The organism is Meiothermus sp. (assembly GCF_026004115.1).
GTDB lineage: Bacteria > Deinococcota > Deinococci > Deinococcales > Thermaceae > Meiothermus.
On sequence record NZ_BPIM01000001.1, the window covers coordinates 2159275 to 2181826 of the forward strand.

At 60.6% G+C, this 22552-nt stretch carries 25 protein-coding genes; 15 read left to right on the top strand and 10 right to left on the bottom strand.

Going from position 1 to position 22552, the window contains the following annotated elements; translation table 11 throughout:
- Positions 1-7: 7 nt before the first annotated feature.
- Genes Q0X23_RS10490 through Q0X23_RS10505 form a run of 4 tightly spaced genes read left to right on the top strand, consistent with a single transcriptional unit; the run spans position 8 to position 2640 of the window.
- On the top strand, positions 8-532 hold the full coding sequence (locus Q0X23_RS10490; RefSeq protein WP_374707457.1) for a TlpA family protein disulfide reductase: 525 nt from the start codon (positions 8-10) through the stop codon (positions 530-532).
- Between the two features lie 47 nt (positions 533-579).
- Positions 580-1029 (top strand): cytochrome c-type biogenesis protein, encoded by a 450-nt coding sequence (locus tag Q0X23_RS10495; protein ID WP_297860237.1) that lies wholly within the window; start codon positions 580-582, stop codon positions 1027-1029.
- On the top strand, positions 1026-2018 hold the full coding sequence (locus tag Q0X23_RS10500; RefSeq protein WP_297860238.1) for a c-type cytochrome: 993 nt from the start codon (positions 1026-1028) through the stop codon (positions 2016-2018). Before Q0X23_RS10495 ends, Q0X23_RS10500 begins: the two co-directional genes overlap by 4 nt.
- Positions 2019-2052: 34 nt before the next feature.
- The gene (locus Q0X23_RS10505) at positions 2053-2640 is read left to right on the top strand and encodes a ubiquinol-cytochrome c reductase iron-sulfur subunit (protein WP_297860239.1); all 588 of its coding nucleotides are present in this window, start codon (positions 2053-2055) and stop codon (positions 2638-2640) included.
- Here the strand turns inward: Q0X23_RS10505 and tyrS are convergent.
- A complete protein-coding gene (tyrS, locus tag Q0X23_RS10510) occupies positions 2637-3926 on the bottom strand; it encodes a tyrosine--tRNA ligase (RefSeq protein WP_297860240.1) in 1290 nt (429 codons plus the stop codon). The two genes, Q0X23_RS10505 and tyrS, sit on opposite strands and share 4 nt — an antisense overlap.
- Positions 3927-4116: 190 nt before the next feature.
- Here tyrS and Q0X23_RS10515 point away from each other — a divergent pair, with 190 nt between their 5' ends.
- The 3 genes from Q0X23_RS10515 to Q0X23_RS10525 all read left to right on the top strand — a co-directional run bounded on the left by Q0X23_RS10515 (position 4117) and on the right by Q0X23_RS10525 (position 5002).
- The gene (locus Q0X23_RS10515; protein WP_297860241.1) at positions 4117-4500 is read left to right on the top strand and encodes a hypothetical protein; all 384 of its coding nucleotides are present in this window, start codon (positions 4117-4119) and stop codon (positions 4498-4500) included.
- A gap of 118 nt (positions 4501-4618) precedes the next feature.
- Entirely contained in the window at positions 4619-4912 is a 294-nt protein-coding gene (rpsT, locus tag Q0X23_RS10520) for a 30S ribosomal protein S20 (protein WP_119342532.1), read from the top strand.
- Positions 4913-4921: 9 nt separating this feature from the next.
- The gene (locus Q0X23_RS10525; RefSeq protein WP_114799484.1) at positions 4922-5002 is read left to right on the top strand and encodes a 30S ribosomal protein THX; all 81 of its coding nucleotides are present in this window, start codon (positions 4922-4924) and stop codon (positions 5000-5002) included.
- A gap of 42 nt (positions 5003-5044) precedes the next feature.
- On the opposite strand, the gene Q0X23_RS10530 is transcribed toward Q0X23_RS10525, so the two are convergent.
- Together Q0X23_RS10530 and Q0X23_RS10535 are read right to left on the bottom strand one after the other, a co-directional pair.
- Entirely contained in the window at positions 5045-5752 is a 708-nt protein-coding gene (locus Q0X23_RS10530) for a CHAD domain-containing protein (RefSeq protein WP_297860242.1), read from the bottom strand.
- A 448-nt stretch (positions 5753-6200) separates the two neighbouring features.
- Complete coding sequence (locus tag Q0X23_RS10535; RefSeq protein WP_297860243.1) at positions 6201-6752, bottom strand: DUF177 domain-containing protein; 552 nt, start codon at positions 6750-6752, stop codon at positions 6201-6203.
- A 160-nt stretch (positions 6753-6912) separates the two neighbouring features.
- Between Q0X23_RS10535 and rocF the strand changes: the two genes are divergently transcribed.
- The 4 genes from rocF to Q0X23_RS10555 all read left to right on the top strand — a co-directional run bounded on the left by rocF (position 6913) and on the right by Q0X23_RS10555 (position 10958).
- Positions 6913-7809 (top strand): arginase, encoded by an 897-nt coding sequence (gene rocF, locus Q0X23_RS10540; protein ID WP_297860244.1) that lies wholly within the window; start codon positions 6913-6915, stop codon positions 7807-7809.
- 29 nt (positions 7810-7838) lie between these two features.
- Positions 7839-8540, top strand: a complete 702-nt coding sequence (gene hisA / locus Q0X23_RS10545; RefSeq protein WP_297860245.1) for a 1-(5-phosphoribosyl)-5-[(5-phosphoribosylamino)methylideneamino]imidazole-4-carboxamide isomerase — start codon at positions 7839-7841, stop codon at positions 8538-8540.
- A gap of 43 nt (positions 8541-8583) precedes the next feature.
- Entirely contained in the window at positions 8584-8895 is a 312-nt protein-coding gene (locus Q0X23_RS10550; protein ID WP_297860246.1) for a LapA family protein, read from the top strand.
- A gap of 95 nt (positions 8896-8990) precedes the next feature.
- Positions 8991-10958 (top strand): DHH family phosphoesterase, encoded by a 1968-nt coding sequence (locus Q0X23_RS10555; RefSeq protein WP_297860247.1) that lies wholly within the window; start codon positions 8991-8993, stop codon positions 10956-10958.
- On the opposite strand, the gene Q0X23_RS10560 is transcribed toward Q0X23_RS10555, so the two are convergent.
- The 5 genes from Q0X23_RS10560 to Q0X23_RS10580 form a co-directional block, all read right to left on the bottom strand.
- A complete protein-coding gene (locus Q0X23_RS10560; protein WP_297860248.1) occupies positions 10916-11584 on the bottom strand; it encodes a hypothetical protein in 669 nt (222 codons plus the stop codon). The two genes, Q0X23_RS10555 and Q0X23_RS10560, sit on opposite strands and share 43 nt — an antisense overlap.
- A 393-nt stretch (positions 11585-11977) precedes the next feature.
- Positions 11978-14608: a valine--tRNA ligase gene (locus Q0X23_RS10565; RefSeq protein WP_297860249.1), complete on the bottom strand. Its 2631-nt coding sequence runs from the start codon at positions 14606-14608 to the stop codon at positions 11978-11980.
- Positions 14605-15336, bottom strand: coding sequence for a hypothetical protein (locus Q0X23_RS10570; protein ID WP_297860250.1), 732 nt, complete (start codon positions 15334-15336; stop codon positions 14605-14607). Before Q0X23_RS10570 ends, Q0X23_RS10565 begins: the two co-directional genes overlap by 4 nt.
- A 791-nt stretch (positions 15337-16127) precedes the next feature.
- Positions 16128-16274, bottom strand: coding sequence for a hypothetical protein (locus Q0X23_RS10575; RefSeq protein ID WP_297860251.1), 147 nt, complete (start codon positions 16272-16274; stop codon positions 16128-16130).
- Positions 16275-16291: 17 nt separating this feature from the next.
- Complete coding sequence (locus Q0X23_RS10580; protein ID WP_297860252.1) at positions 16292-16969, bottom strand: GGDEF domain-containing protein; 678 nt, start codon at positions 16967-16969, stop codon at positions 16292-16294.
- A gap of 256 nt (positions 16970-17225) precedes the next feature.
- Here Q0X23_RS10580 and Q0X23_RS10585 point away from each other — a divergent pair, with 256 nt between their 5' ends.
- Together Q0X23_RS10585 and Q0X23_RS10590 are read left to right on the top strand one after the other, a co-directional pair.
- A complete protein-coding gene (locus Q0X23_RS10585; RefSeq protein WP_297860253.1) occupies positions 17226-18275 on the top strand; it encodes an Mrp/NBP35 family ATP-binding protein in 1050 nt (349 codons plus the stop codon).
- A gap of 7 nt (positions 18276-18282) precedes the next feature.
- Positions 18283-18903 carry a metalloregulator ArsR/SmtB family transcription factor gene (locus tag Q0X23_RS10590; RefSeq protein ID WP_297860254.1) on the top strand — a complete coding sequence of 207 codons (621 nt, stop codon included), beginning with the start codon at positions 18283-18285 and terminating at the stop codon, positions 18901-18903.
- 403 nt (positions 18904-19306) lie between these two features.
- On the opposite strand, the gene Q0X23_RS10595 is transcribed toward Q0X23_RS10590, so the two are convergent.
- Together Q0X23_RS10595 and Q0X23_RS10600 are read right to left on the bottom strand one after the other, a co-directional pair.
- Positions 19307-19885 (bottom strand): nucleoside triphosphate pyrophosphatase, encoded by a 579-nt coding sequence (locus tag Q0X23_RS10595; RefSeq protein WP_297861207.1) that lies wholly within the window; start codon positions 19883-19885, stop codon positions 19307-19309.
- A gap of 211 nt (positions 19886-20096) precedes the next feature.
- Positions 20097-21227 carry a phospholipase D-like domain-containing protein gene (locus tag Q0X23_RS10600; RefSeq protein ID WP_297860255.1) on the bottom strand — a complete coding sequence of 377 codons (1131 nt, stop codon included), beginning with the start codon at positions 21225-21227 and terminating at the stop codon, positions 20097-20099.
- Between the two features lie 205 nt (positions 21228-21432).
- On the opposite strand from Q0X23_RS10600, the gene Q0X23_RS10605 reads away from it, so the two are divergent.
- Together Q0X23_RS10605 and Q0X23_RS10610 are read left to right on the top strand one after the other, a co-directional pair.
- Positions 21433-22062, top strand: coding sequence for a TetR/AcrR family transcriptional regulator (locus tag Q0X23_RS10605; RefSeq protein WP_297860256.1), 630 nt, complete (start codon positions 21433-21435; stop codon positions 22060-22062).
- A 1-nt stretch (position 22063) separates the two neighbouring features.
- Positions 22064-22519: a methylated-DNA--[protein]-cysteine S-methyltransferase gene (locus tag Q0X23_RS10610; protein ID WP_297860257.1), complete on the top strand. Its 456-nt coding sequence runs from the start codon at positions 22064-22066 to the stop codon at positions 22517-22519.
- Positions 22520-22552: the final 33 nt, after the last annotated feature.

The window sequence follows — 22552 nt, forward strand, 5'->3', positions numbered from 1 at the left end:
GTGGCTCGTGCTTAGGTTCTGGCCCATCTGGGTGTTATTGCTGGGGGGCTTGTTTTACTGGGGCATGCAACGCCCCAATCCCAACGAGCTTAAGTCGGTGCTGGTTGGCAAGCCGGCCCCCAGCTTCAGCCTGCCCTTATTGGAGCCCTACCGCGCCCAGTACGGTCCTGAGATGGGCATTGGTGAGCGTTTAGAAAAACCAGTATTGCTCAACATCTGGGCCAGCTGGTGCGTCCCCTGCCGCACCGAGGCCCCGCTACTGGAGCGCTATCACCAGCAGTACAAAGACAGGATGCTCTTTCTGGGGGTCAATGTCCAGGATAAGGAAAGCGAGGCCCTGAAATTTGTCCAGCAGTACGGCCTGACCTTTCCCAGCGTTTACGATGGCCGCGGGCGTGTCGGCATCGAGTATGGCTACTACGGCGTACCCGAGACCTTTGTGATTGACCGCAACGGTACCGTGCTGGCCCGGCATGCCGGTGAGCTGACCGAAGCCCAGCTGCAGGGGTATTTGAGGCAGGTGTTGCAGTGAAGGTGCGGGGAACGGGCAGCAGAGGAGTAGCGTTATGGAACCAGCTTTTGGCTGTAGGCCTTTGGCTTTTGGCTATTGCCCTGGCCCAGCCCACCCCCAACACCCCACCGCCCGATCTCTCCCCCAGGGTTTTTGAAATTGCCCGTGCGCTGCGTTGCCCGGTCTGTCAAGGGGAGTCGGCAGCAGAGTCCAACGCCGGGATTGCGGTGGAGATGCGCCGCATCATTGCCGAGCAACTGGCCGAGGGCAAGTCCGAAGCCGAGATACGGCAGTTTTTTGTGCAGCGCTATGGCGACTGGATACTGTACGAGCCCCCCGCACGCGGCCTGACTCTATGGGTCTGGCTTTCCCCTTTGATAGGACTGGGATTGCTGAGTTTTGGTTTGTGGCGCTACCTGAGCAGGGTCAGGGCCCAGGCCAAAGCACCCCTGAACGATGTCTCTGAGGAAGAAATTACCCGCCTCGAGGCTGAGCTAAACACCGAGCGTCCGTCATGATATTTGCCTACCTGCTTCTTGCGTTGTTGTTTGGGCTGGCCCTGGCCTATGCCCTATGGCCCTTCTACCGCACTCAGGCCCAGCCCTTTCCCGAAAGCCCCCGCCCGGAGGAGCTGCGGGCTGAGCTCGAGGTGCTCAAGTCGCTGGCTAAAGAAGCCGAAGGAGACGAGCGCAAACGCCTGCTGGTCCAGGCGGTGCGGCTCGAGCGCCAACTGGCCGAGCTGGGCAGTGAAAAACCGGTTCCTCGCCGCCTGAGCCCTGTAACGCTGGGCGCCGTGACCCTAAGCCTGATAGCCCTGGGGGCGGGGCTTTGGGCCTACACGGTGCCCCGGCTGCCTGGTGAGACCATCATCACCAGCCGCAACGAGGCCCGCGAACTGGGCAGCCTGCAACGCAAAGCCGAGCAGAGCGGCAAAGCCGCCGACTGGCTGGCCTATGCCAACAAAGCCTACGACTTGCAAGACTTCGAGCGGGCCGTGCAGGGCTACCTGAAGGTGATCGAGCTCGAGCCCCGCAACGCCAACGCCGTGCGGCGCATTGGCATGCTCCTCTTCATGAGCGGCAGGCCCGAGGAAGGAGCGCAGGCCCTCGAGCTCGCCGTGCGGGCCGAGCCCGATGTGCCGGAGGGCTGGCTGTTTTTGGGCAACGCCTATTTCCAGCTCGGCCGTCCTGCCGAGGCCATTGTGGCCTGGGAAGGCTACTTGAAGGCCGGCGGTGAGGCCCGCGAGCGGGTCCAGAACCTAATCCAAACAGCCAAGAACCAGCTCAATACCACCTCTACCGGTCAGCAGGTGTATCTGGCCAGGTGTGCGGCCTGCCACGGGGCCCAGGCCCAGGGCGGTATCGGTCCCCGTTTGCAGGGCAACCCCATCAGTAAAGTGCCGGAGGCGGTGAGGGAAATTGTCCTCAAGGGCCGGGGCCAGATGCCGGCGGTTCCCCTGACTGAGGCCGAGATGCAGGCTTTGCTGCAGTATCTGGGGGGTTTGTAGCCCTGCGGGCCGCTTTGTTTAGTGGGTGCACGGTATGGACGAGCCCAACCTGCAAAACCTTCGTCGCATCAGCCGTCGCGACCTGATCTGGATTATCCCCAGCGCCATCAGTGTCGGTTTTTTTGGCTGGCTGGCCTGGCGCACCTACTCCATCCACTTCACCAAGGCCGGCGTTGCTGAGCCGCTCTGGCGCGAAGGCCCGCGGGTACGGGCTGCGGCGCTCAATGAACTCGGCGCCCCCTGGCGCTTCAAATACTTCGAGTACCAGTACCAGGGCAGCCCCCTCAAGGCCGTGGTGTTTCGGCTCTCGGAGCCGGTGGTAGGGGGTCTGACGGTAGGGGGGGGCCACTTTCTAGCCCTGTCGCGTATCTGCACCCACCAGGGCTGTGTGGTCAACTACGTGGACAACCCCGAGCTCGGCTCCATTGCCTACAACTACCGCACCGACCATCCCTTTCTGGGCTGCCCCTGCCACTTTGGGGCCTATGAGCCGCTAAAGGGGGGTAAGGCGGTGTACGGGCCGCCGCGCTTCCCGCTGCCCCGGTTGCGCCTGGAAGAGGACGAGGGGGTTCTTTATGCCACCGGCTACGAGACTCCTTTTCGCCCCCTCGAGCAAGGTTAGGCGGGCTTGGGCTTGACCCGCACGAACCTGTCCTTGCCACGCTGGAGCACCATTGGCTTGCTAAGGGCAATCTCCATCCTGGGGTCGGTGAGCACCTCGCCATCGAGCCGCAGTCCTTTTTGTTCAATTAGGCGCCGCGCCTCCCCGTTCGAGACGGTCAGACCGGCCAGGGTGAAGAGCCTTGCCACCGAAATATGGCCCTCCGAAAGCTCGTCGGTGGGAATGATCACTTCCGGCATTTCGTCGGGGATGCCCCCATGGGCAATTTCGTAGTAGCGCTCTTCGGCGTGCTGCACCACGGGGTTCTGGCCGCCCTGGTCCTGCCCAAAAGCCTCCCAGCGGTAGCCCAGCGATTCGTAGAGTGGGCGGTCTAAGCGGGCGGGAATCCTGGGCTGTGCGTACGCGCCCGTCACCAGCCGCGCCAGCACCCTGTGCGCCCCCACGGGGCCGCCTTGCTCCAGGGCTTCCTTGATTTCACCGGGGCTCAGGTCGGTGCAGAGTTCAAAATAGGTTTGCAGGTACCGGTCTTCAATCTTCATCAGTTTGCGGAAGATTTCGCTGGGCTCCTCGGTAATGCCGATGTAGTTGTCGTAGCTTTTGGACATTTTTTGCCCGTCGCCCCCCACCAAAAGCGGCATGATGAAGGCCACCTGACGCTCCAGGCCGTAGGCTTCCTGCACCTCGCGCCCCACCAGCAGGTTGAATTTCTGGTCGGTGCCGCCCATTTCTACGTCGCAGGCGATGGGCACCGAGTCGTAGCCCTGGGCAAAGGGGTAGAGGAACTCGTGCAGCGAGATGGGAACGCCCTCGCTATAGCGTTTTTTGAAGTCTTCGCGCTCGAGCATTTGGGCCACGGTCAGGAGCGAGGCCAGCTTAATCACCTCTTTGAAGCCCAGGTTTTCCAGCCACTCCGAGTTGTAGCGCAGCTCGAAGCGGTTAGGGTCGTCGGTGATGAGGATTTTGCCCACCTGCTCCACGTAGCTTTTGGCGTTGGCGCGGGTTTCCTCGAGGGTGAGGGGCGGGCGGGTTCTGGAGCGGCCCGAGGGGTCGCCAATCATGGCGGTAAAGTCGCCAATGATGATGACTACCTTGTGGCCCAACTCCTGGAACTGCCGCATTTTGCGTAGCACCACCGCGTGCCCGATGTGAATGTCGGGCCGGGTGGGGTCGAGCCCTAGCTTGACCACCAGTTTTTTCCCCGATTGTAGCTTTTTGAGCAAGTCCTCCTGGGGGATGATTTCCACCGCCCCAATCCGCAGCAGGCCAAACGCTTCCTCCGCCGTCATGCCCCCAAGTATACCGATTTGTGCAGGGTCTTTAGCACACCGCCCGAAGTGGGAGAGTTTGCGCCTCGATGGGCATACCTCTGATGCGGGCGGGGTGCGGGGCGGTGGCCATTTTGCTTGTCGGCGATAAAATGACGAAAACCGAGCAGGCCACTGCGCGACGCATTTGCACCTGGCTTATACTTGAAGCGTGCGAACGCTTTTATTTCTGGCGCTGATTGTGGGCGGAGTATACTTTTACGCAGAGCGGTATGGTCTCGCGGTGGGCTATGCCCCTTTTACCCCGGTTTACTACTGGAACTACACCGGCGAAACCCGGAACCAGGTACGGGCCACGGGCATTCGTGCTTTCGTAAAGGTCACGGTAAGCGGCGATTTGCGCAAGGGCAGCTTTGAGGTCGAGGTTCGCCGCGCGGGCCAGACCAGCCCAGGCCTGCTCAAGCGCTACCAGGGCCGCTTTGCCGAAGAAATTCGCTACCCGGTTGACGCCAACTTGTACGATGTCATCTTCCGTTTCAAGGATGCGCGGGGCCAGATTCGCATGGACTGGGTGGCAGCTCGGAACGAATTCTAAAAGGGTCTAGGCATGGCCCCCGGCAATGTGCTAGACTTGTGAGCGGTTTGCCTCGAGGCTGCCGGTACTGTTATTGCAGCAAGCTGCGCAGCCCCCAAATGGGCAATTATGGAGAACTATGGCACAAAAGAAATCTGCTCGTAACCCCTCGGCCATGAAGCGCCACCGGCAATCGCTCAAGCGCCGCGCCCGCAACAAGTCCAAAATGTCGGCCATCAAGACCGTTAGCAAAAAAGCGGTCGCCCTGGCCAAAGAAGGCAACGCCAACGAAGCGGTGCGTGTGATGCGCTATGCCGAAAGCCTCATTGACAAGGCCGCCAAAGGTTCGACCCTGCACAAGAATGCGGCCAGTCGTCGCAAGTCGCGCTTGATGAGCAAAGTGAACCAGCTTCTGAGTGGAGCCAAAGCCTAGGAGTAGAGCATGGGCAAAGGTGATCGTCGCACCCGTCGTGGCAAAATTTTCCGTGGTTCTTACGGCAAGTACCGCCCCCGCAAGAAGTAGCGCCGTATTCTAGCCCTCGCCGGAGGAAGCCCTCCGGTTTTTTTATTTCAGGCTGCCCCGATGTGTTTTCCAGGCCTCCCGAGCTGCCTCGAGGGCCGCGGCCAGATCGGCTTCGAGTTGCTTCTTGAAGGTTATGGGTATCCGGCCCCCATCGGCTTCAAAGGCGGCCAGATACCGCCTGGTAAAGCTCAGGTCGCCTGCCTGTCCAAAAACCTCCTGGAGGGTTTTTATGGCCTGGCTGTTTAGTCCCAGCCATTCCCTGGCATAGCGCAGGCGACGAAGGGCCCGCCGCAAAGCATGGAGATGCTCGAGGTCTCCTTCCCGCTGCCATTCCTCTTCCCGACGCCGTACCTGCAACAAAAAGCGCTCAAGGCGTGGCAGGGCTGCTTGTGCATCCAGGGGCGGTAGGTTGGATAGAGCCTGGATCAGCCCGGACAGTCGGGGGGCTCCCAGCAGGGGCACGAAGGCCGCTCGAGCCTGTGCGAGCCGGGTCTCGGTCCAGCGCCGGAAGGCTTTGGGAAGGGTGGGGTGCTGTAGCAGCACTTCTAGGTCGCGCACCTCACCGGCCGCCCGCACCAGCCAGGCCAGGTCGTCCTCGAGCACGCGCATACCGGCCAGGCGCAGCCATACCCGCAGGCGGCGCACGGCCACCCGCACCTGGTGCACACCCTCGGGGTTCTGGCCCTCGCGGGCGATGGGTAGGTGCTCAAGCAGGTGTTGGAGCCAGCGCTCCAGCCCAATGGTCGCCATAAAACCAGCCTAGCATTGACTTCGGTGGAAAACCATGCCGCCTCGGCATCGCGCAGGGGCAGTGCATAAAGTAATACTAACTTTATTTGGACCCTTAGCTTTAAGGGTCGTCCCAAGCTCGCTCATCCGGCGATACCCAGGTGCAGTCAAGCGTGTTCCTATCGCTGTTTGTAAATAGCGCGGTCGGGGTGTCGCCACAGCTCCCTCCAGGAGAAGGCAAGGGGTTCATGTGGATTTGGTATAAAACCGCTCCTTCCTCCCCCAACGGGGGAGGCTAGGTGGGGGCCTGATACCCAGCTAGGTTGCCTGGCTGGACTGCTCGTACAAAACCCCCACCCGACCCCCACCCGGCAACACCGGATGGCCGCTGATGAAACCTCTCTTCCACTACGGGATAAGGCCGGTAGCAAAACCATTAAGGCCCGACATGAGACGGGCGGGGCCGCGCTTAGTCCAAATCGCCCAGCAAACGGGAGAGTTCAGCGCCCAGTTTGGTCTGGGGTTTGGGCTGGTGGCCGCAGTCTACTTCGTTCAGATTGGCCCCACAGACCGGGCAGAGACCCTTGCAGTCTTCTTTGCAGAGGGTGGTGTAGGGCAGCTCGAGGGCAAAAGCTTCGCCGAGCAGAGGCGCCAGGTCGAAGTCGGGATGGCCAAAGAGCAGGATTTCCTCTTCACCTTCCTCGATGACCTCGAGCTGCTGCAAACCGGCCTCATAGCGCAGCATGTACTGGAAGTGGGCACGCACCGGGGTGGGCGTGGGGGTCAGGCAGCGGCGGCACTCCAGCAGGGCGTTGCCGGCGATCTCGCCCGACAACCAGAACTCCTGCCCGCCTTCACCCTCCAGGCGGGTCACGCTCACCTTCCATTTGGCCGGGCCCTCGAGGGGAATGCGCTCCTCTTGCAGGGCGATGTACTCGAGAATTTCGTCTCTGGCATCGGTGCTGCCGCCCTCCCGCAGCAGGCGCGAGAGGTTGATACTTTGGATATGCGGTTCTTTCATTGCGATATAACCTACGCCCCAGCGCGTAGCTCTTTATGTTAGCGCCGAAACGGCTTTGGGTCAATGGCCAGGGCATGGACCGGATTCGGATGATCCCTACTCCACCGACGTTATCGAGCACGAGGTGCGGGTGCTTGACCCCGGCGGTAGACTAGTTCGCATGAAGCAGATTGGCGTTCTAGGGGTTCCGATGGATCTGGGCCAGGGGCGGCGTGGGGTGGATATGGGGCCCAGCGCCATGCGCTATGGGCGCTTACAGGAGGTGCTCGAGGGCCTCGGTCACCACGTGCACGACTACGGCGACATCAAGGTGCCGGTGGTCGAGAGTCTGCGCCATCAGCCAAAGGAACAGGGGGGGATGGGCTACCTCGAGGCCATCCGCACGGTCTGCCTGGACACCATCGAAGCCCTGCACCAGATGCCCGCCGGGGTGTTTCCCATTGTGCTCGGGGGCGACCACTCCATTGCCATGGGGTCGGTGACCGGGGCCAGCCGCGGTGAGCGCATTGGGGTGATCTGGGTAGATGCCCACGCCGACTTCAACACCCCCCAGACCAGCCCCAGCGGCAACATTCACGGGATGCCCCTGGCGCACCTGTGCGGCCTGGGTGATCCCCGCCTGGTAGACCTGAGCCGCCCGGGGGCCAAGGTGCGACCCGAGGATGTGGTGCTGGTCGGAATTCGCAGCCTGGACACAGGGGAGGTCAAACTGCTGCGGGAGCGCGGGGTCACGGTCTTCACCATGAAAGAAATTGACGTGCAGGGCATCCCGGCCATCGCTGAACAGGTCGCGGCGCAGTTCGATGGTTTTGGCCGGGTACACGTTTCGCTGGATGCCGACGTGCTCGACCCCGAAATTGCCCCGGGGGTGGGTACCCCGGTGGCCGGCGGCCTGACCTACCGCGAGGCCCACCTCCTGATGGAGCTACTGGCCGACGCCCAAATCGTCACCAGCCTGGATCTGGTCGAGGTGAACCCCATCCTGGACATCGCCAACCGTACCGCCCGGATGATGGTTGAGCTTGCCAGCAGCCTGTTGGGGAAGAAAATTTACTGATGGCCTGGCCAAACTGATACAATCCCCCCGTGCTGGTTATTCCTGCAGTAGATATCCAGACGGGGCGCGCCGTGCGCTTATTTGAGGGCGACCCCCGCCAGGAGACCGTTTACTACGAAAACCCCGTGGAGGCTGCCCTGCACTGGCAAAGGCAGGGGGCGCGGATGCTCCACCTGGTCGACCTGGACGCCGCTACGGGCCGGGGGGAAAACCGGGCGGCGCTGCGTGAGATTGCGCAGTCTATCACCATCCCTTTTGAGGTGGGGGGCGGGGTGCGCAGCGTGGAGGCAGCCCAGGAGATACTCGCTCTGGGAGCGGCGCGGGTGGTGGTGGGCACCGCGGCTGTGAAAGCGCCGGAGGTGCTGAGCCGGATGCTGCAAGCGTTTGGAGCCGAGCGGGTGGTGGTAAGCCTGGACGCTCGGGGCCTGGATGTGGTGGTCTCGGGCTGGGTGGAAGGAACGGCCCTCGAGGTGCCGGGCTTGAGCCTGCGCATGTGGGAGATGGGCGTGCGCACCCTGATTTATACCGATGTACGGCGGGATGGCACCCTGGCCGGGCTGGACCTCGAGGTCGTACGCCAGGTGCGGGCCGCCTGGCCGGGCTTTTTGATTGCCGGTGGGGGTATTGCCTCCGATGCCGACCTGAGGGGCTTGCAGAACCTGGGGGTAGAGGGTGCCATCACCGGCAAGGCCCTCTACGAGGGCCGCATCGACCTGAAGAAGTGGGTTTGACCTGCGCTCAGCCTCCCTGGGGGGCCTGGAGTAAACTTCTGGTATGAAAGTCCTGAACGGGCTGGCTTTCCTAATAGTGTTGCTGGTGACCGCGGTCGCCTGGGCCTTATATGCGCTGGAACCGGGGTTGTTGCTGGGGACACCCTGGGGCCTGGTGCACCTGAGCTTTTTGCTGATGGGAGCTTTTGGGCTAGGTCTGGCCGTCATGGGGCTGTATGTGCTGGCCGGCTGGGCGAATGCCCAGGCTGCCCTGAACAAGCGCAACCGCGAACTGCGCCAGGTCAGGAGCGAGCTCGAGGCCCTCAAGAAACAACACCCCGAGGAAACCCCGGTCATCCCCGACCGGCTGCCCTGAGGGCTTTGGCCCGGCAGGTGTGCTTCGTACCCTGTACTGCTTTGCTTTTGATTTTCAGCTTTCGGCTCGAGGCACCGCTCTGAAGGAGACCCTGGATGATCTGGAAATTCCGTGAATGGCCCCCCGTTTCCGAGCTTCGCCCCCTGGTGGAGCAACTAGGCGTCTCGCCCCTGGCCGCGGCGGTGCTCTGGAACCGGGGGTTCAGGCGCAAGGAAGACCTCGAGCCCCCGCTAGAACTCTTGCCCATCGAGGGGCTAGAGCCGGCGGCCCGACGGATTATCGAGGCCCTGGAAAAAAAAGAGCGCATTCGGGTACATGGCGACTACGACGCCGACGGTCTTACCGGTACGGCGGTTTTGCTGAACGGCTTGAGCCGGCTGGGGGCCGATATCCATGCCTTCATTCCCCACCGCCTGGGTGAGGGCTATGGGGTCTTGATGGACCGGGTGCCGGAGCACCTGGAAGCCTGCGACCTCTTCATCACTGTGGACTGCGGCATTACCAACCACGCCGAGCTACGCGAGCTGGTCGAGAACGGGGTCTCGGTACTGGTGACCGACCACCACTCGCCTGGCGCTGCGCCGCCACCGGGCCTGATTGTGCACCCCGCGCTTTCGCCGGGGCTCCGGGGCCAGGCCCATCCTACCGGTTCGGGGGTGGCTTTTTTGCTCTTGTGGCAGGTCTACAAGCTGTTGGGAAAAGACCCACCCCTGGAATATGCCGACCTGGCCGCCATTGGCACGGTGGCCGATGTGGCCCCCTTGCAGGGCTTCAACCGGGCCATCGTCAAGGAAGGGCTTCACCGCCTGCGTGCTTCAGCCAACCTGGGTCTGAGGGTACTGGCCGCCGAGCACTGCCGTGAGTTTAGCGCCAGCGAGATTGCCTTTCGCATCGCGCCCCGCATCAATGCCGCCTCGAGGCTGGGCCAGGCCGAGGTGGCTTTGCAGCTCCTCACCACCCAGGACATGCTCCAGGCGCGCCCCCTGGCCGAGCACCTGACGCGGCTCAATGTGCAGCGACAGCGTATCGAAGAGGAGATGCTACAGCGCATCTGGCCCACCATCGACGCCACCCGTCCTGCGCTGGTCATCCACGATGCAGAGGGGCATCCGGGTGTGATGGGCATTGTGGCCAGCCGGGTGTTGGAGCGCTACTACAAGCCGGTTTTTATCATCGCCGACGGTAAGGGCTCGGTACGCTCCACACCGGGCATCAGCGCGGTGGGGGCTTTGCGGCACGCCGCGCCCCACCTTAAGCGCTTTGGGGGCCATGCGCAGGCGGCGGGTTTTGCTATCCTGGAAGAGGAAATTCTAGCCTTTAAGGCGGCTATTGAGGAATATACCGCGCAATTTCCAGCACCGGTACCGGAAATTGTGCTGGATGGCTGGTTGAATGGGGAAGACCTGACTGAGCTGCACCAGGCCCTGCAACTGCTGGAGCCGCTGGGCGAGGGCAATCCCGAGCCGCTGTTTTTCTTGCAGGGCAGGCCGGAGCAGGTACGGATGCTGAGCGAGGGCAAGCACCTGTCGTTCAGGCTCCAGGGGGTCAGGGTCATCAAGTGGCGTGATAACGGCGAAAAATTACCGGATGAACTCGATCTGGCAGCCAGTCTAACGCTCAACGAATGGAACGGTGAACGTACCGTCGAGTTGCGTGCGGCGGCCTATCGCCCAACGCCCCGGCCGGAGGAGGCTCGAGGGGCCGAGTGGGCCATACCGGTGCCGTTCCGCGAAGCGGTTTATCGGGCGGTCGGCCAGGGAGCCCGGGTATATGTGCATTCCGAGGGCGCCGACTGGTTTATCAGCCGCGGGGCATCGGTGGTGAACCCTGAGGAAGCCGCCTACTGGTTCAGCTTGCCGAGTGTACCCCTGTACCCTGAAAAGGTGCAGATTGCCCTCTCGGATAAAGCCCTGGGCAACCTGGAAAAGAACCCCGATCCCCTGGTTCGGGCGCTGGGTAAACGGGTCGCAACGGCTTACCGGTTGGGCCAGTCTGCCCGGCTGGGAGAAAGCCTCAGGCTCTACTGGGAAGCGCTGGATTGCTCGGTCCCCGAGGTGTGTTGAGCAAGGGTTTCTAGCTCTTGTGCTAGGTTTTCGCGGGCGGGTTGCTCAAGGTGCGCGAAGGCTTCGGTTTGATAGATACGCTCGCGGGACAAGAACTTATGCAACAGCCGTGCACGGCGTTCCTGGAACAGCGCCTCGGGAACCCAGGCGTACTCCTGCCGGATGGCCCGGGCATACGCCCGGTAGATTTTGGGTTCGGCCCCCAGGATGGAAAGGTCGGCATCCAGGAACAAAGCGGTATCGGGGTCGTCTGACTGATGGTCTTGCGTGGCCCGGATGATGTGGGTAACTTTCTGGATGAGCGAAGGCTCCACACCCAGGCGTAGCAGGCTCTCCTGGGCCAGCCCTGCACTCTGGGCCTCGTTGTCGGCGCGGGTGGGGTCGTAGATGGCATCGTGGAACCAGACCGCAAACTCCAGATGGGGTTTTGCGGGCAATAGTTGTAGTAGCGTGTCCAGGTGGGCCAGATTGTGATATAAGCGCTGCGGTTCGGTATGGCGGACGAGCAGATTGTCGAGCATGGAGAAATGTGCTCCGGGATCTATCTTTAGCGATGCAAGTAGCGCATTCCAGCGGCCAATCAGCCGCTTGCGGCCTCCGTGAGAGAGTTTGAACCCCTGCTGCACACCTGTACTCTAATGCTTTTTTGGCCTGAAGCGCTGGCGCTTGGGAGATGGAGTTTAAATGAATGTTTCCGTTTGAGGATAGATTGGCGGGGCCCCCCTCGCCTCCCCTGCTGGGGGAGGGAAAAGGGGCTATTTATACCGGATTCAAAAAGATAATCATCCAAACTAAAGACCCCCAGAGGCTATCTTTTTGAATCCTAGAGCACTCCCTTCCAAGGGGCGGTATCGCCCTCCGCTACGCGGATAACTTCCAAGGGGCGGTATCGCCCTCCGCTACGCGGATAACTTCGGCCCTGTTAGTTCGGCGCCGTATGGCGGCGAACTAACCGAATCTGGTATTCCTGGGGCAAAGCGGAGTGAATCCGGTAGGTTTTTTTATGGCAGAGTGTGGCTTCATACCAACCGCGCCAGGTTCTCGCGGATGCGCTTTAGGTGGGCCTGATTCTCGGCCAGCCGCTCCCGCTCAGCCTGCACCACGGCGGGGTCGGCCCGCTCGACAAAACCGGGGTTGGCGAGTTTTTTCTGACCCTGCTCGACCAGTTTTTCCAGCTCGGTTAGCCGCTTTTTTTGGCGTTCCAGGAAGCTGCTCAGATCGCCTTCTGGTTTGAGGTAGACGGTGGTGGTGGCGGTAACCTGGGCAATGGCCTTTTCGGGAACCCCCAGCGAGGCCTGGGTCTTGCTCAGGAAGCGGAACAGGGCCTGGTTCTCCATCACCAGCGAGGCCCCGGGTCCCTCGAGGTGCACACCAATTTCCTGCTGCGGGGGGATGCCCAGCTCGGCCCGCAGGTTGCGGGTAGCGGTGATGGTTTCTTGCAGGGTCTCGAAGGCTTTTTCGGCCTCGAGGTCGCGCTCACCGGCCAGAGGCCAGTCCTGCAAGGCCAGTTGTTGATCTGCACCGGTCAGGGTCTGGTAAAGCTCCGAGGTAATGAAGGGCATGATGGGGTGCAGCAGCTTCAAGAGCGTGGCCAGGGCGGACTCCAGGGTGGCCTGGGTGGCAGCGTTCCCCTCGCGCAAAGCGGGCTTGGCAGCCTCTAGATACCAGTCGCAAAACTCACTCCAGACCAGGTCGTAGACCAGCCGGGCGGCGCGGCCCAGGTCGAAGGCTTCGTAGGCCTCGGTAATTTCGGCAATGCCTCGGTTGAGGCGGGAAATCATCCAGCGGTCGGCCAGGGTGAGGAAGCGCTTTTCGCTGGGTGGGCCTTCCTGGGCGGTGGGCCGGATTGTCTGCGCCCTATTCATGAGCACGAAGCGGGCCGCGTTGTAGAGCTTGTTGGCAAAGTTGCGCCCTTGCTCGTAGCGCCGGGGGTCGTGGCGGATGTCCTGCCCGCCGGTGGCCAGATAGTCCCAGGCGAAGCGGCAGGCGTCGGCTCCGTACTGATCCACCAGCTCGAGGGGGTCGATGCCGTTGCCCTTGCTCTTGGACATCTTCTGGCCTTTGGCATCCAGATATAGCCCGTGCAGCACGATGGTATGGAAAGGCGCCTGGCCGGTGAACTGGTAGCCCGACATCTGCATACGCGCCACCCAGAAGAAGATGATGTCATAGCCGGTGACCAGCACGTCGGTGGGGTAGTACTTTTTCAGGTCTGCGGACTCATCGGGCCAGCCCAGGGTGGAAAAGGGCCATAGGGCCGAGCTAAACCAGGTATCGAACACGTCCGGGTCGCGCCGCAGATTCAGGTGGGCGTAGCGGGGATCCTGGTCGCAGTCGAGGTCGGGGTTCTCGAGGTCGGGTACATAGACGTTGCCCTCATCGTCGTACCAGGCCGGTATCTGGTGGCCCCACCACAGCTGCCGGGCGATGGCCCAGTCCTTGATGTTTTCCAGCCAGTCGCGGTTAACCTTTTCCCAGCGCTCGGGCACGAAACGCATCTCGCCTTTGTCGAGGCCCGCCAGCACCTTTTCGGCCACTGGCTTCATGCGCACAAACCACTGCTCGAGCAATAGGGGCTCCACCGGGGCCTTGGTGCGCTCGGAGTAGCCCAGGGCAATAGTGTAGTCGCGGATTTCGCGGATGTGACCGGCCTCTTGCAAAGCCAGCACCACAGCTTTACGGGCCTGGAAGCGTTCTAAACCCCGGAAGGCCTCGGGCACCAGCTCGCCCACAAGGTGACCTTGCAGGTCAATCACGCTGGGCATCTCCAGGTTGTGCCGAGTGCCAATTTCAAAGTCGGTGGGGTCGTGGGCCGGGGTAATCTTGAGGGCCCCGGTGCCAAAGTCGGTCAATACCGACTCGTCGGCGATGATGGGAATGTAGCGCTCGGTGAGGGGGATGCAGGCCTTCTGGCCTACCAGGTGCCGGTAGCGCTCGTCGGCGGGATTCACCGCGATGGCCACATCGGCGAAGATGGTCTCGGGGCGCACGGTGGCAATCTGAATCTCGCCGCCCCCCAGGAGCGGATAGGCCAGGGTGTAGAGCTGGCCCGGGGTAGGCTCGATGTTCACCTCGAGGTCGCTCACCACCGTCTGGGCCACTGGGTCCCAGTTCACGATGCGTTTACCCCGGTAAGCCAGGCCCTGGTGATAGTACTCCACGAAGCTCCGCCGCACCGCGCGGGAAAGCCCTTCATCCATGGTGAAGCGCTCGCGGCTCCAGTCGCAGGACGCCCCGATGCGGCGCAACTGATAGAGAATGGTGCCGCCGTTTTTCTCCTTAAAAGCCCAGACCCGCTCCAGGAACTTCTCGCGCCCCAGATCGTGGCGGGAAAGCCCTTCCTGGGCCAGCTCCTTTTCCACCAGCACCTGGGTGGTGATGCCGGCGTGGTCGGTACCGGGCAGGTACAAGGCCTCGTAGCCCTGCATGCGCTTGAAGCGAACCAGGGTATCGATGAGGGTGTTGTCCAGGGCGTGCCCCAGGTGCAGGTTACCGGTCACGTTGGGGGGCGGGATCACGATGGTAAAGGGGCCTTTGCCTTTGTGGGCGTTGAGCTCCGGACGCAACGGGTTGCGGGCCCACTCTTCGGCCCAGTGCGGCTCCACGGCTTTGGGGTCGTAGGTTTTAGGGAGTTCTTTGGGTTCGGTCATTCTTTCGCCTCGCTGCTCAGGTAATAACTCATTTTCTCGTCTTCGAAGCTGGCTTCTTTGTAGGCTACCCCGTACACCGGGGTGTGGGCCTCGAAGGTGTGGCTCCAGAAGCCCACTGTAAGTCGGTTGCCCTCGAGATGCACCGTCCCCACCGCAAGCTCCTTCCATTCGGCCTCGAAGTCTTCGTCCTCGTCTTCGCGCTCGAGGTCTGCAAGGGTGGCTGCTTGCAGGGTGCAGACCTGGCCCACCAGGCTATAGATGGGATTGTTGGGTTGGTCAAAATAGGTGCTCAGCTCTGGACGGAAAGGGGTGTAATTGATGGCCGCGACCAACAGGTAGTTGCCGAGTTCCCATTTGCACTTTAGCAAGGGGGGTGGAGGTTCGTCCTTGTCGGGGTCGTAGCCAGGCGGAGGGGGGACAATGGGCGCGCCGAGTAGATCGGCCAGCATCTTTTTACGCTCGCTTTTGCTGGCCTGATACGGGGCCGGGCGGCCAAAGATGTCGCTCAGGTTCCAGTGTTTCAGACGCGACTTAAGCTGCGTCAGGGCCTCCTCGAGGCTATCTACAATCTGCGGAAAGCTGCCGTGCGAGAAGTACCAGCCGGGATAATCTTCCGACTCCCTCGGGGATATTTCCTGGCCCATAAACTGAAGGGTGTGGGGTTCACGACTGAACCAGCTAAACGTGGGTTCGTAGTGGGGCTCGAGCTGCCATTCCTTGGGAATCATAAGACCTCCTGGGTTCTAAGGAGACTGACCTTCTTGAGGACTAGTCCGACTACCGTGCACCAAGAATCTGCGTTGCAACACCGGCAAAAGCCAGGCAAACCGCGCTTACTCGTGGAGCCCTTTTGTATAGCCCCTCCCGACCAAGATCTACCATGCTCAGCTCTTTCATCTCCAAACACGTCCTTAAAAATAAAACGCCCCTGCAGACTCCGCTGCACGGACGAGGATTTACCCCGCGGTACCACCGCGCTTCCGATAGGGTCGAGGGTATCGAGTTGGACTTAAACTAGACCTGGACGTGCTATCGGCGCTCATGCGTGCTGTAACGGGCACTCCCGGCAGGCTCTACGCTCCAAAAAGAGTTTCTTCCTGCAAGCTCGCGGGCGACGTTCAGTTTCTGCGGTGTCCAGATGCCCTCTCAGCCAACGGAGCATCCTCTCTGGGGGCGCGAAAAACCTACTCCTCCCGGTCAACGCCTATAACAAGTATACAGCGGGCGAAATCAAAGCGCTTGAATACCAGATCACTCAGCATCAGGCCCGATAAATCTTTGCGAGGATGTAAGACGATGGAATAAGTAATACCAGATTCGGTTAGTTCGGCGCCGGATGGCGTCGAACTAACCCGACCGAAGTTATCCGCGTAGCGGAGGGCGATACCGCCCCTTGGAAGTTATCCGCGTAGCGGAGGGCGATACCGCCCCTTGGAAGGGAGTGCTCTAGGATTCAAAAAGATAGCCTCTGGGATCTTTGGTTTGGATGATTATCTTTTTGAATCCGGCATAAGGAGCCCTAAAAGCCCAGGATCATTTCTAGAACCAACCAGCCCAGGAAGACTACTGCTGAGAAAATTGAGACAACGTATCGCGCCGAGGCTTTGGGCTTGATTTCGTCGCGGTTTAGGAGGTTCTTGAGGGGGTTTTGGGCGTGACTGGTCATAGCAGACACTCCTTGCGCTAGTAATAAAGTCCGGGGAAGGTTTGGTTGCGGCCCGAGCTTTTGGCCTCGGCCTGAAAGCGATCGGCGCGGGCCAGCACTTCCTGGGCGGTAGGCTCATCGTCGCGGCCTGCAAAGCCCAGGCTGATGGTCACTTTGAGCTCAGGGTGCAGTTGATTCCAGGGGTATTTGAGCACTGCCAGGCGCAGCCGCTCACACACCCCGAAAGCCCGGTCGCCGGAAATACCACGCAGAATTAAGGCGAACTCCTCACCACCGATTCGTCCCGCCACATCCGAGGCCCGCAGGGCTTTGCGCACCAACTGACCCATCCGGCGCAACACCTCATCACCTGTTGCGCTGCCAAAGCGCTCGTTGATTCCCCTGAAGCCATCGAGATCGAAGGTCACCACCGTAAAAATTTCTCCGCTGACAAAAACCCGCTCGAGGGCTTTTTCAAAAGCTGCCTTGCTGGGCAATCCGGTGAGTGCGTCGTCGTCTTCGGCCCCGTACCCCTTCAGCAGGGGGCTGCGCGCATTGAGGAGGCTCTGATTGCGTTCTTCGACCAGGCGCTGGGCCAACTCGAGGGCCATCTTGAGGGATTCCAGGCTGCTGCTGGAATGCGCAATCTGAGTGCGCATCTGCTCGAGCAGTTGCACCAGTTTCAGGTCTTCGTCGCGGAGCTTGTCAATGCTCATATTGAAGCGGATTATATGGAGGTTTGGGCCTGCAACCTGTGGTATTTGACCATCACCAGGGAGTGCTGCGAAACGGCGGTAGATGGGTGTGGGCACTAACTGGAGGATGAAGGGCTTTAGGTTAAGGGCGAAGCACAAAAGGTGATGAGACCGCGCATCCACCGTTGGATGGATTGACAAATTGTGTTTTGGGTCTGCGGTAATGTGACGCTAACCTCGTTCGTCAGAGCATTTCCAGGCATAATCTGAATACGAGATGAGTGTGCTCACCGAAGCCCGGGTACTGGAAGCCCTGAAGACCGTCAACGATCCCGAGTTACACAAGGATTTGGTGTCGCTGGGAATGGTCGAAAAAATTGTGGTGGAAGGGGCCAGGGTAGCAGTCAAGATTAACCTGACCACCCCGGCCTGCCCACTCAAGGAGCAGATTGAGGGGGATGTGCGCTCGGCTATCGGCAAGATTGGTGCTGCCGAGATTGAAGTGCACTTTGGCGCACAGGTGCGTGCCCCGCAAAACCTGCCCCTGCCTGGGATCAAGCACATTGTGGCTATCGCTTCGGGCAAAGGGGGGGTGGGCAAGAGTACCATTGCCGCCAACCTGGCCATCGCGCTGGCCCAGGAGGGCGCCCGTGTGGGTTTGCTGGATGCTGATATCTACGGCCCCAGCCAGGCCCAGATGTTTGGCACCCAGGGAGAGAAGCTCCGGGTAGATGAGCAAAAGCGCATGGTGCCTCTTGAGCGCTATGGAATCAAGCTCATCAGCATGGCCAATATCGTCCCACCGGGACAGGCCATGGTCTGGCGTGGCCCCATATTGCATGGCACCATCAAACAATTCTTGCAGGAAGTAGCCTGGGGCGATCTTGACTACTTGATTATTGATCTGCCCCCCGGTACAGGGGACGTGCAGCTTTCTCTGTCGCAACTCACCCGGCTTTCGGGGGGGGTGATTGTCACTACCCCGCAAGATGTGGCCCGGATTGATGCTGAGCGGGCGCTGGACATGTTCAAGCGGGTACAGGTCAACATCCTGGGTGTGATTGAGAATATGTCCTATTTTGAACAGAACGGCCAAAAGACCCACATCTTTGGACAGGGCGGGGGCCGGCAGATGGCCGAACAATACAAGACTGCTTTCCTGGGTGAGATTCCCATCGCGCTTTCGGTACGCGAGGGGGGCGATAGCGGTGTGCCGGTGGTCGTAGGTGCCCCGCAGTCGCCCGAGGCTGAGGCCTTCCGCCAGGCCGCGCGCAATCTGGCAGGACAGTTGTCGGTGCAGTCTTATCTGCTGCTGCCGATGGCCTAGGGGTGTTATGGCTGTGGGAATGGGTGAGACCAAGTTGCGCATCCTCGAGACCCTGCGCTCGCGCTCGAGCTGTGCAGGCTCGCTGGCCGAGTCGCTGGGCATCTCCAAAGTAGCGGTGCACCGCCACCTGGAAGACCTCGAGCGCGAGGGTTTGGTGCGGGCCCGTCTAGAGAAAAACGAGAGCCGGGGCCGCCCTAAGCAGGTGTACCAGGCTGTTGACGAGCAGGCCTCTTACGCCCGCGTCTGCGCCGATGTGCTCACCCACCTCAAGGAGCTTTTTGGGGAAGGGCTGGTGCTGGAAGTTCTGACCCGGCGCAACAACAAGCTGCTCGAGGAACTCGCCCCCCACATGGAAGGTCTGACCCTCGAGCAAAGAATCTATCGCTTGAGTGAATTTCTCACCGAGCAGGGCTACCAGGCCAGTTTTTACCTCGAAAATGGGGCCTGGTATCTCGAGCAGGGTCGCTGCCCCAAGCTGGCCCTTTCCATGGAGCACAGTGAATTCTGCCACGCCGAACTCGAGATGTATAAGCAACTGCTGGGGGCTTCGGTCGAGCGCGAAGAGCGTATCGCAGCCGGAGGCAACCGCTGTCGCTACCGCATAGATGCAACCGGTATTGAAGGCTAAAGATGGCAAAAAAACTCATACCAGGTTCGGTTAATTTGTCACCCTTCGGTGACGAACTAATAAGAAATCCGTTTATTAAGTTTCCAATTTTCCGAATAATCACCCAAAATGCCCCTCGAAAGAAAAGGTTTTGATAGAGGGTTCCGCGGATGGGCACTGCCCCCACCCGACCTCCCCCGCTGGGGGAGGGAAAGGAGGTTTTTCGCCAAGGCCAAATGGAATGCAACGGGCAGGTTTCTTACAACAGGGCCGAATTTATCCGCGTAGCGGAGGGTGTAAGCCCCTTGGAAGGGAGACGCTTTTTTCGCCGGCCGACAGGGAGGGGTGTGCTCAGGATTCAAAAAGACAGCCTCGTATTTCATCGTCTTCAGCGGAGGTTTTGTGGAATACTCTTGGTAAAGCCCTATCTTTGGCCAAAGTAGCCCAGTTGGTATAGCCGTTGCCAGACCCGACTCACCGGCAGTCCCATCACGGTGTAAAAATCGCCCTCGATGCGCTCGATAAGCACCATTCCCAAACCTTGTGCCCCATATCCTCCGGCCTTGTCCAGTCCCTCGCCGCTACTGGCGTACCACTCGAGCTCCCACTCTTGCAAATCCCGAAAGGCAACCTTTGCTTCGACCACTTCGCTGTGCAGGTGCCCCTCGGGCTGCTGGATGGCAAAGCCCGTATAGACCGTATGGGTGCGGCCTGAAAGCCGATGTAAGAAGGCCTTGTTTTCCTCAGGGCTTCGCGGTTTGCCCAGAACCTCGGTATCTAGCGCCACCACGGTATCGGCGGCCAGTACCCACTGCCCCGGCTGCCAGATGGTCTGGGCTTTTTTTGCGGCCAGGGCTTCGGCCATGGGAGCTGGCTCGAGGTGCCCCAAAGACTCTTCGTCTATATCAGCAGGGCGTGCTTCGAAGGGAATAGATAGTCGCTTTAGCAGCTCAGCACGGCGGGGGCTTTGCGAGGCCAGGATGAGGGTGGGGAGAGAAGTCATGGGAGCTTGGGGGAAGGGGAGAGGGGCTTGGTGCATGGGTAACTTATTTTGTAGCACATTTTTAAACACGTTGATTGCCCAAAATTGCGATGTGCGGCCCATTGGGAGGCACTGAAGTGCATACTGAATTCTTGCTTGCCAGACCACTTAGCCAAGGGGGCTGGGGTGTTTGGATAAGCTTTTCTCGTGGGTTGTGTAAGGCTAAACATGTCTACAAGCGGCTTCCAGCACGCCAGGTGGCCTCCACTTCACGCTGGTAGCGCTGTGCCAGGTTGCTGTCGCGCAAAATGAGCAGGTTTTCGTTGTTCCGACTAAAACCGGAGCTGGTAAAGTTGTAGCTTCCTGTGACCACCCACTCGCCATCCACCACCATCACTTTGTGGTGCATGGTGTAGGGGTTGTCGTCCTTGCGGACATCAATTCCAGCTTGCTTCAAGGTTTCATCCCGTGAGTTTTCCAGGTTTCGCGCTTCTATCACCACCCGGACCCGAACCCCCCTCCGGTGGGCTTGCACGAGCGCCTCGACCATGCGGGTGTCGGTCAGGACAAAAGCGGCAATCCAGATATCTCGATTGGCCCGCTTCAGCAACTCGAGAATAGCACCCCGGCCCTCGCGGCCTCCCGCCGGGCTAAAGTAGACGGTGCCCTCGGTGGAGCCGATCAGGAATCGCTCGGAGCGGCCCAGACCACTTTCCTGGCCCGCGAAGATGGTATTGAACTCGGCCCGGTATACGTCCACCAGACCCCGCACCGGAAGCCACAGGCTGTTTTCGTTGTTGCGCTCGAAGGCGTTCCAGGTCAGGTTGGCGCTGCCGGTCCAGACGCCCAGGTCGTCAATCAACACAAACTTGTGGTGCATCAGCGCGTTGTTGCGGCTGTCGTAGCAGACCCGCACTTGCTGGAGGGTTTCGCAGCGGGCCTGGCTGCTGCTTTTTACGCCCAGACTTTCGCGGGTTTCAATGCGGTAATCCGAATCGTTGAACATCCGCACCCGCACCCCCCGGACGGCAGCCCGAGCGAGGGCCTGGCCGATCTCGCGGTCTTCGAGCTCGAGCGCGGCTACCTCAATCCGGTTTTGGGCGGAATTAATCAGGTTAATCAGGCGGTTTTTGGCTGCCCGACCTTGCGCTGGAGCAAAATAGAGCTCGAGCCCCCCCGGGGCTTGGTAGACCTGGGGAACCGGGCGGAAGTAGGTATCCCAGACCAAATACCCCACCACCACCAGCAGCAGCAGAAAAAGCCAGATTCGGTCGCCGCTGCGGCGGGTTCGGCCACGACCCCCAAGGGGCCGCAGTAAGCTCCACACGCTGGGCAGTTGGCTGAAAATTGAGCGGCGACGCATAGCAGATGTCTACTGTACAACGCAGTGCGAAATTGTGCGGGCTAAAGTTTGACCTTGAAAAGACTCACGCCGCTCAGCTGGTATTCAGGGGATAAATGAAACGAGCTACAGAGCCCGTGCTCATCACGATACTGAATCGCGCAACCTATATTTTGGTAGCCAAAGGTGGCTAGCGCAATTTATTGGACTTGGGTACAATCTCTTCATGCTCAGTCTGCGGGAAAGGCAAAAGCTGCGTCGCCGTGATCGCATTTTTCGCACTGCCATCAACCTGTTTCGGGAGAAGGGGTTTCACCAGACCACCGCCACCGACATTGCCAAAGCCTCGCACGTATCGCGCGGTACTTTCTTCAATTACTACGCCTACAAAGAAGCTGTGCTGCTCGATTTTGGCGCGCAACTGCTGAGCGAGTTGCGCGAACAGGCCCTGGCCGAACTGGGCCAGGGAGAGCCTCCCCTCGAGGTCTTGCGCCGGTTGTGGGATCGGCTGGCCGAGGTGAGCGAGCGGGAACGTGTACTGCTCTCGCCGCTGGCTTACGAGCTCCTGAATCCCGATCCTGCACGAGCCAAAGCTGCCTTCGAGGCTCTGCCTCTGGGCGATCTGATTGCCGATATCCTGCGCCCGCTCAAGCTGCGCGGCAGGCTGCGGGAAGATATGTCGCTCGAGCGCATCTCCCGCTCGATTGCCGATGTATACCTGCTCTCGGCATTGCGCTGGGCGGCCTATACCCCGGGACGGCAGCTCAAGGAAGAGATGACCAAGTTTCTCGACCTCATGCTGGAAGGAGCCGTAACCCGCGAGACCAGCAAGCGCGAAAAAGCCGCTAAGGCTTGAGATGTACAGCCTGCTGATTCCCACGCCCATTGGCCCCCTTTTTGCCAGGGCTAGCCACCAAGGGTTGCTATCGGTGGAGTTGCTGGTGCTGGGTGAGGGCTTGCCGGAGCGCCCCAACCGGCTTCTGCGTAGCCTGGCCCGGCGGGTAGAAGGCTATTTTGCCGGTAAAGGGGAAACTTTTTTGGGGATACCCCTGGACTATGCCGGTTTCGATGTCCGGCGGATGGCCCTGTACGAAGCAGTTCGACGTATTCCCCTGGGTGAAACCCGCAGTTATGCCCAGATGGGACGCTTGTGCGGCCTGACCCCGAGGGCGGTAGGAGCGGGTATGCGGGCTTGCCCCTTCTTCCTGGTGGTTCCGGCCCAGCGGGTGATACATGCTGATGGCAGCCTGGGCGGTTTTGCTGGTCGCGAGGGCCTTAAGGAGTGGATGCTGCATTTTGAAGGCGCAAGATAGGGCCAGGGACGGTGGGGCAATCCTTGGCTGCAT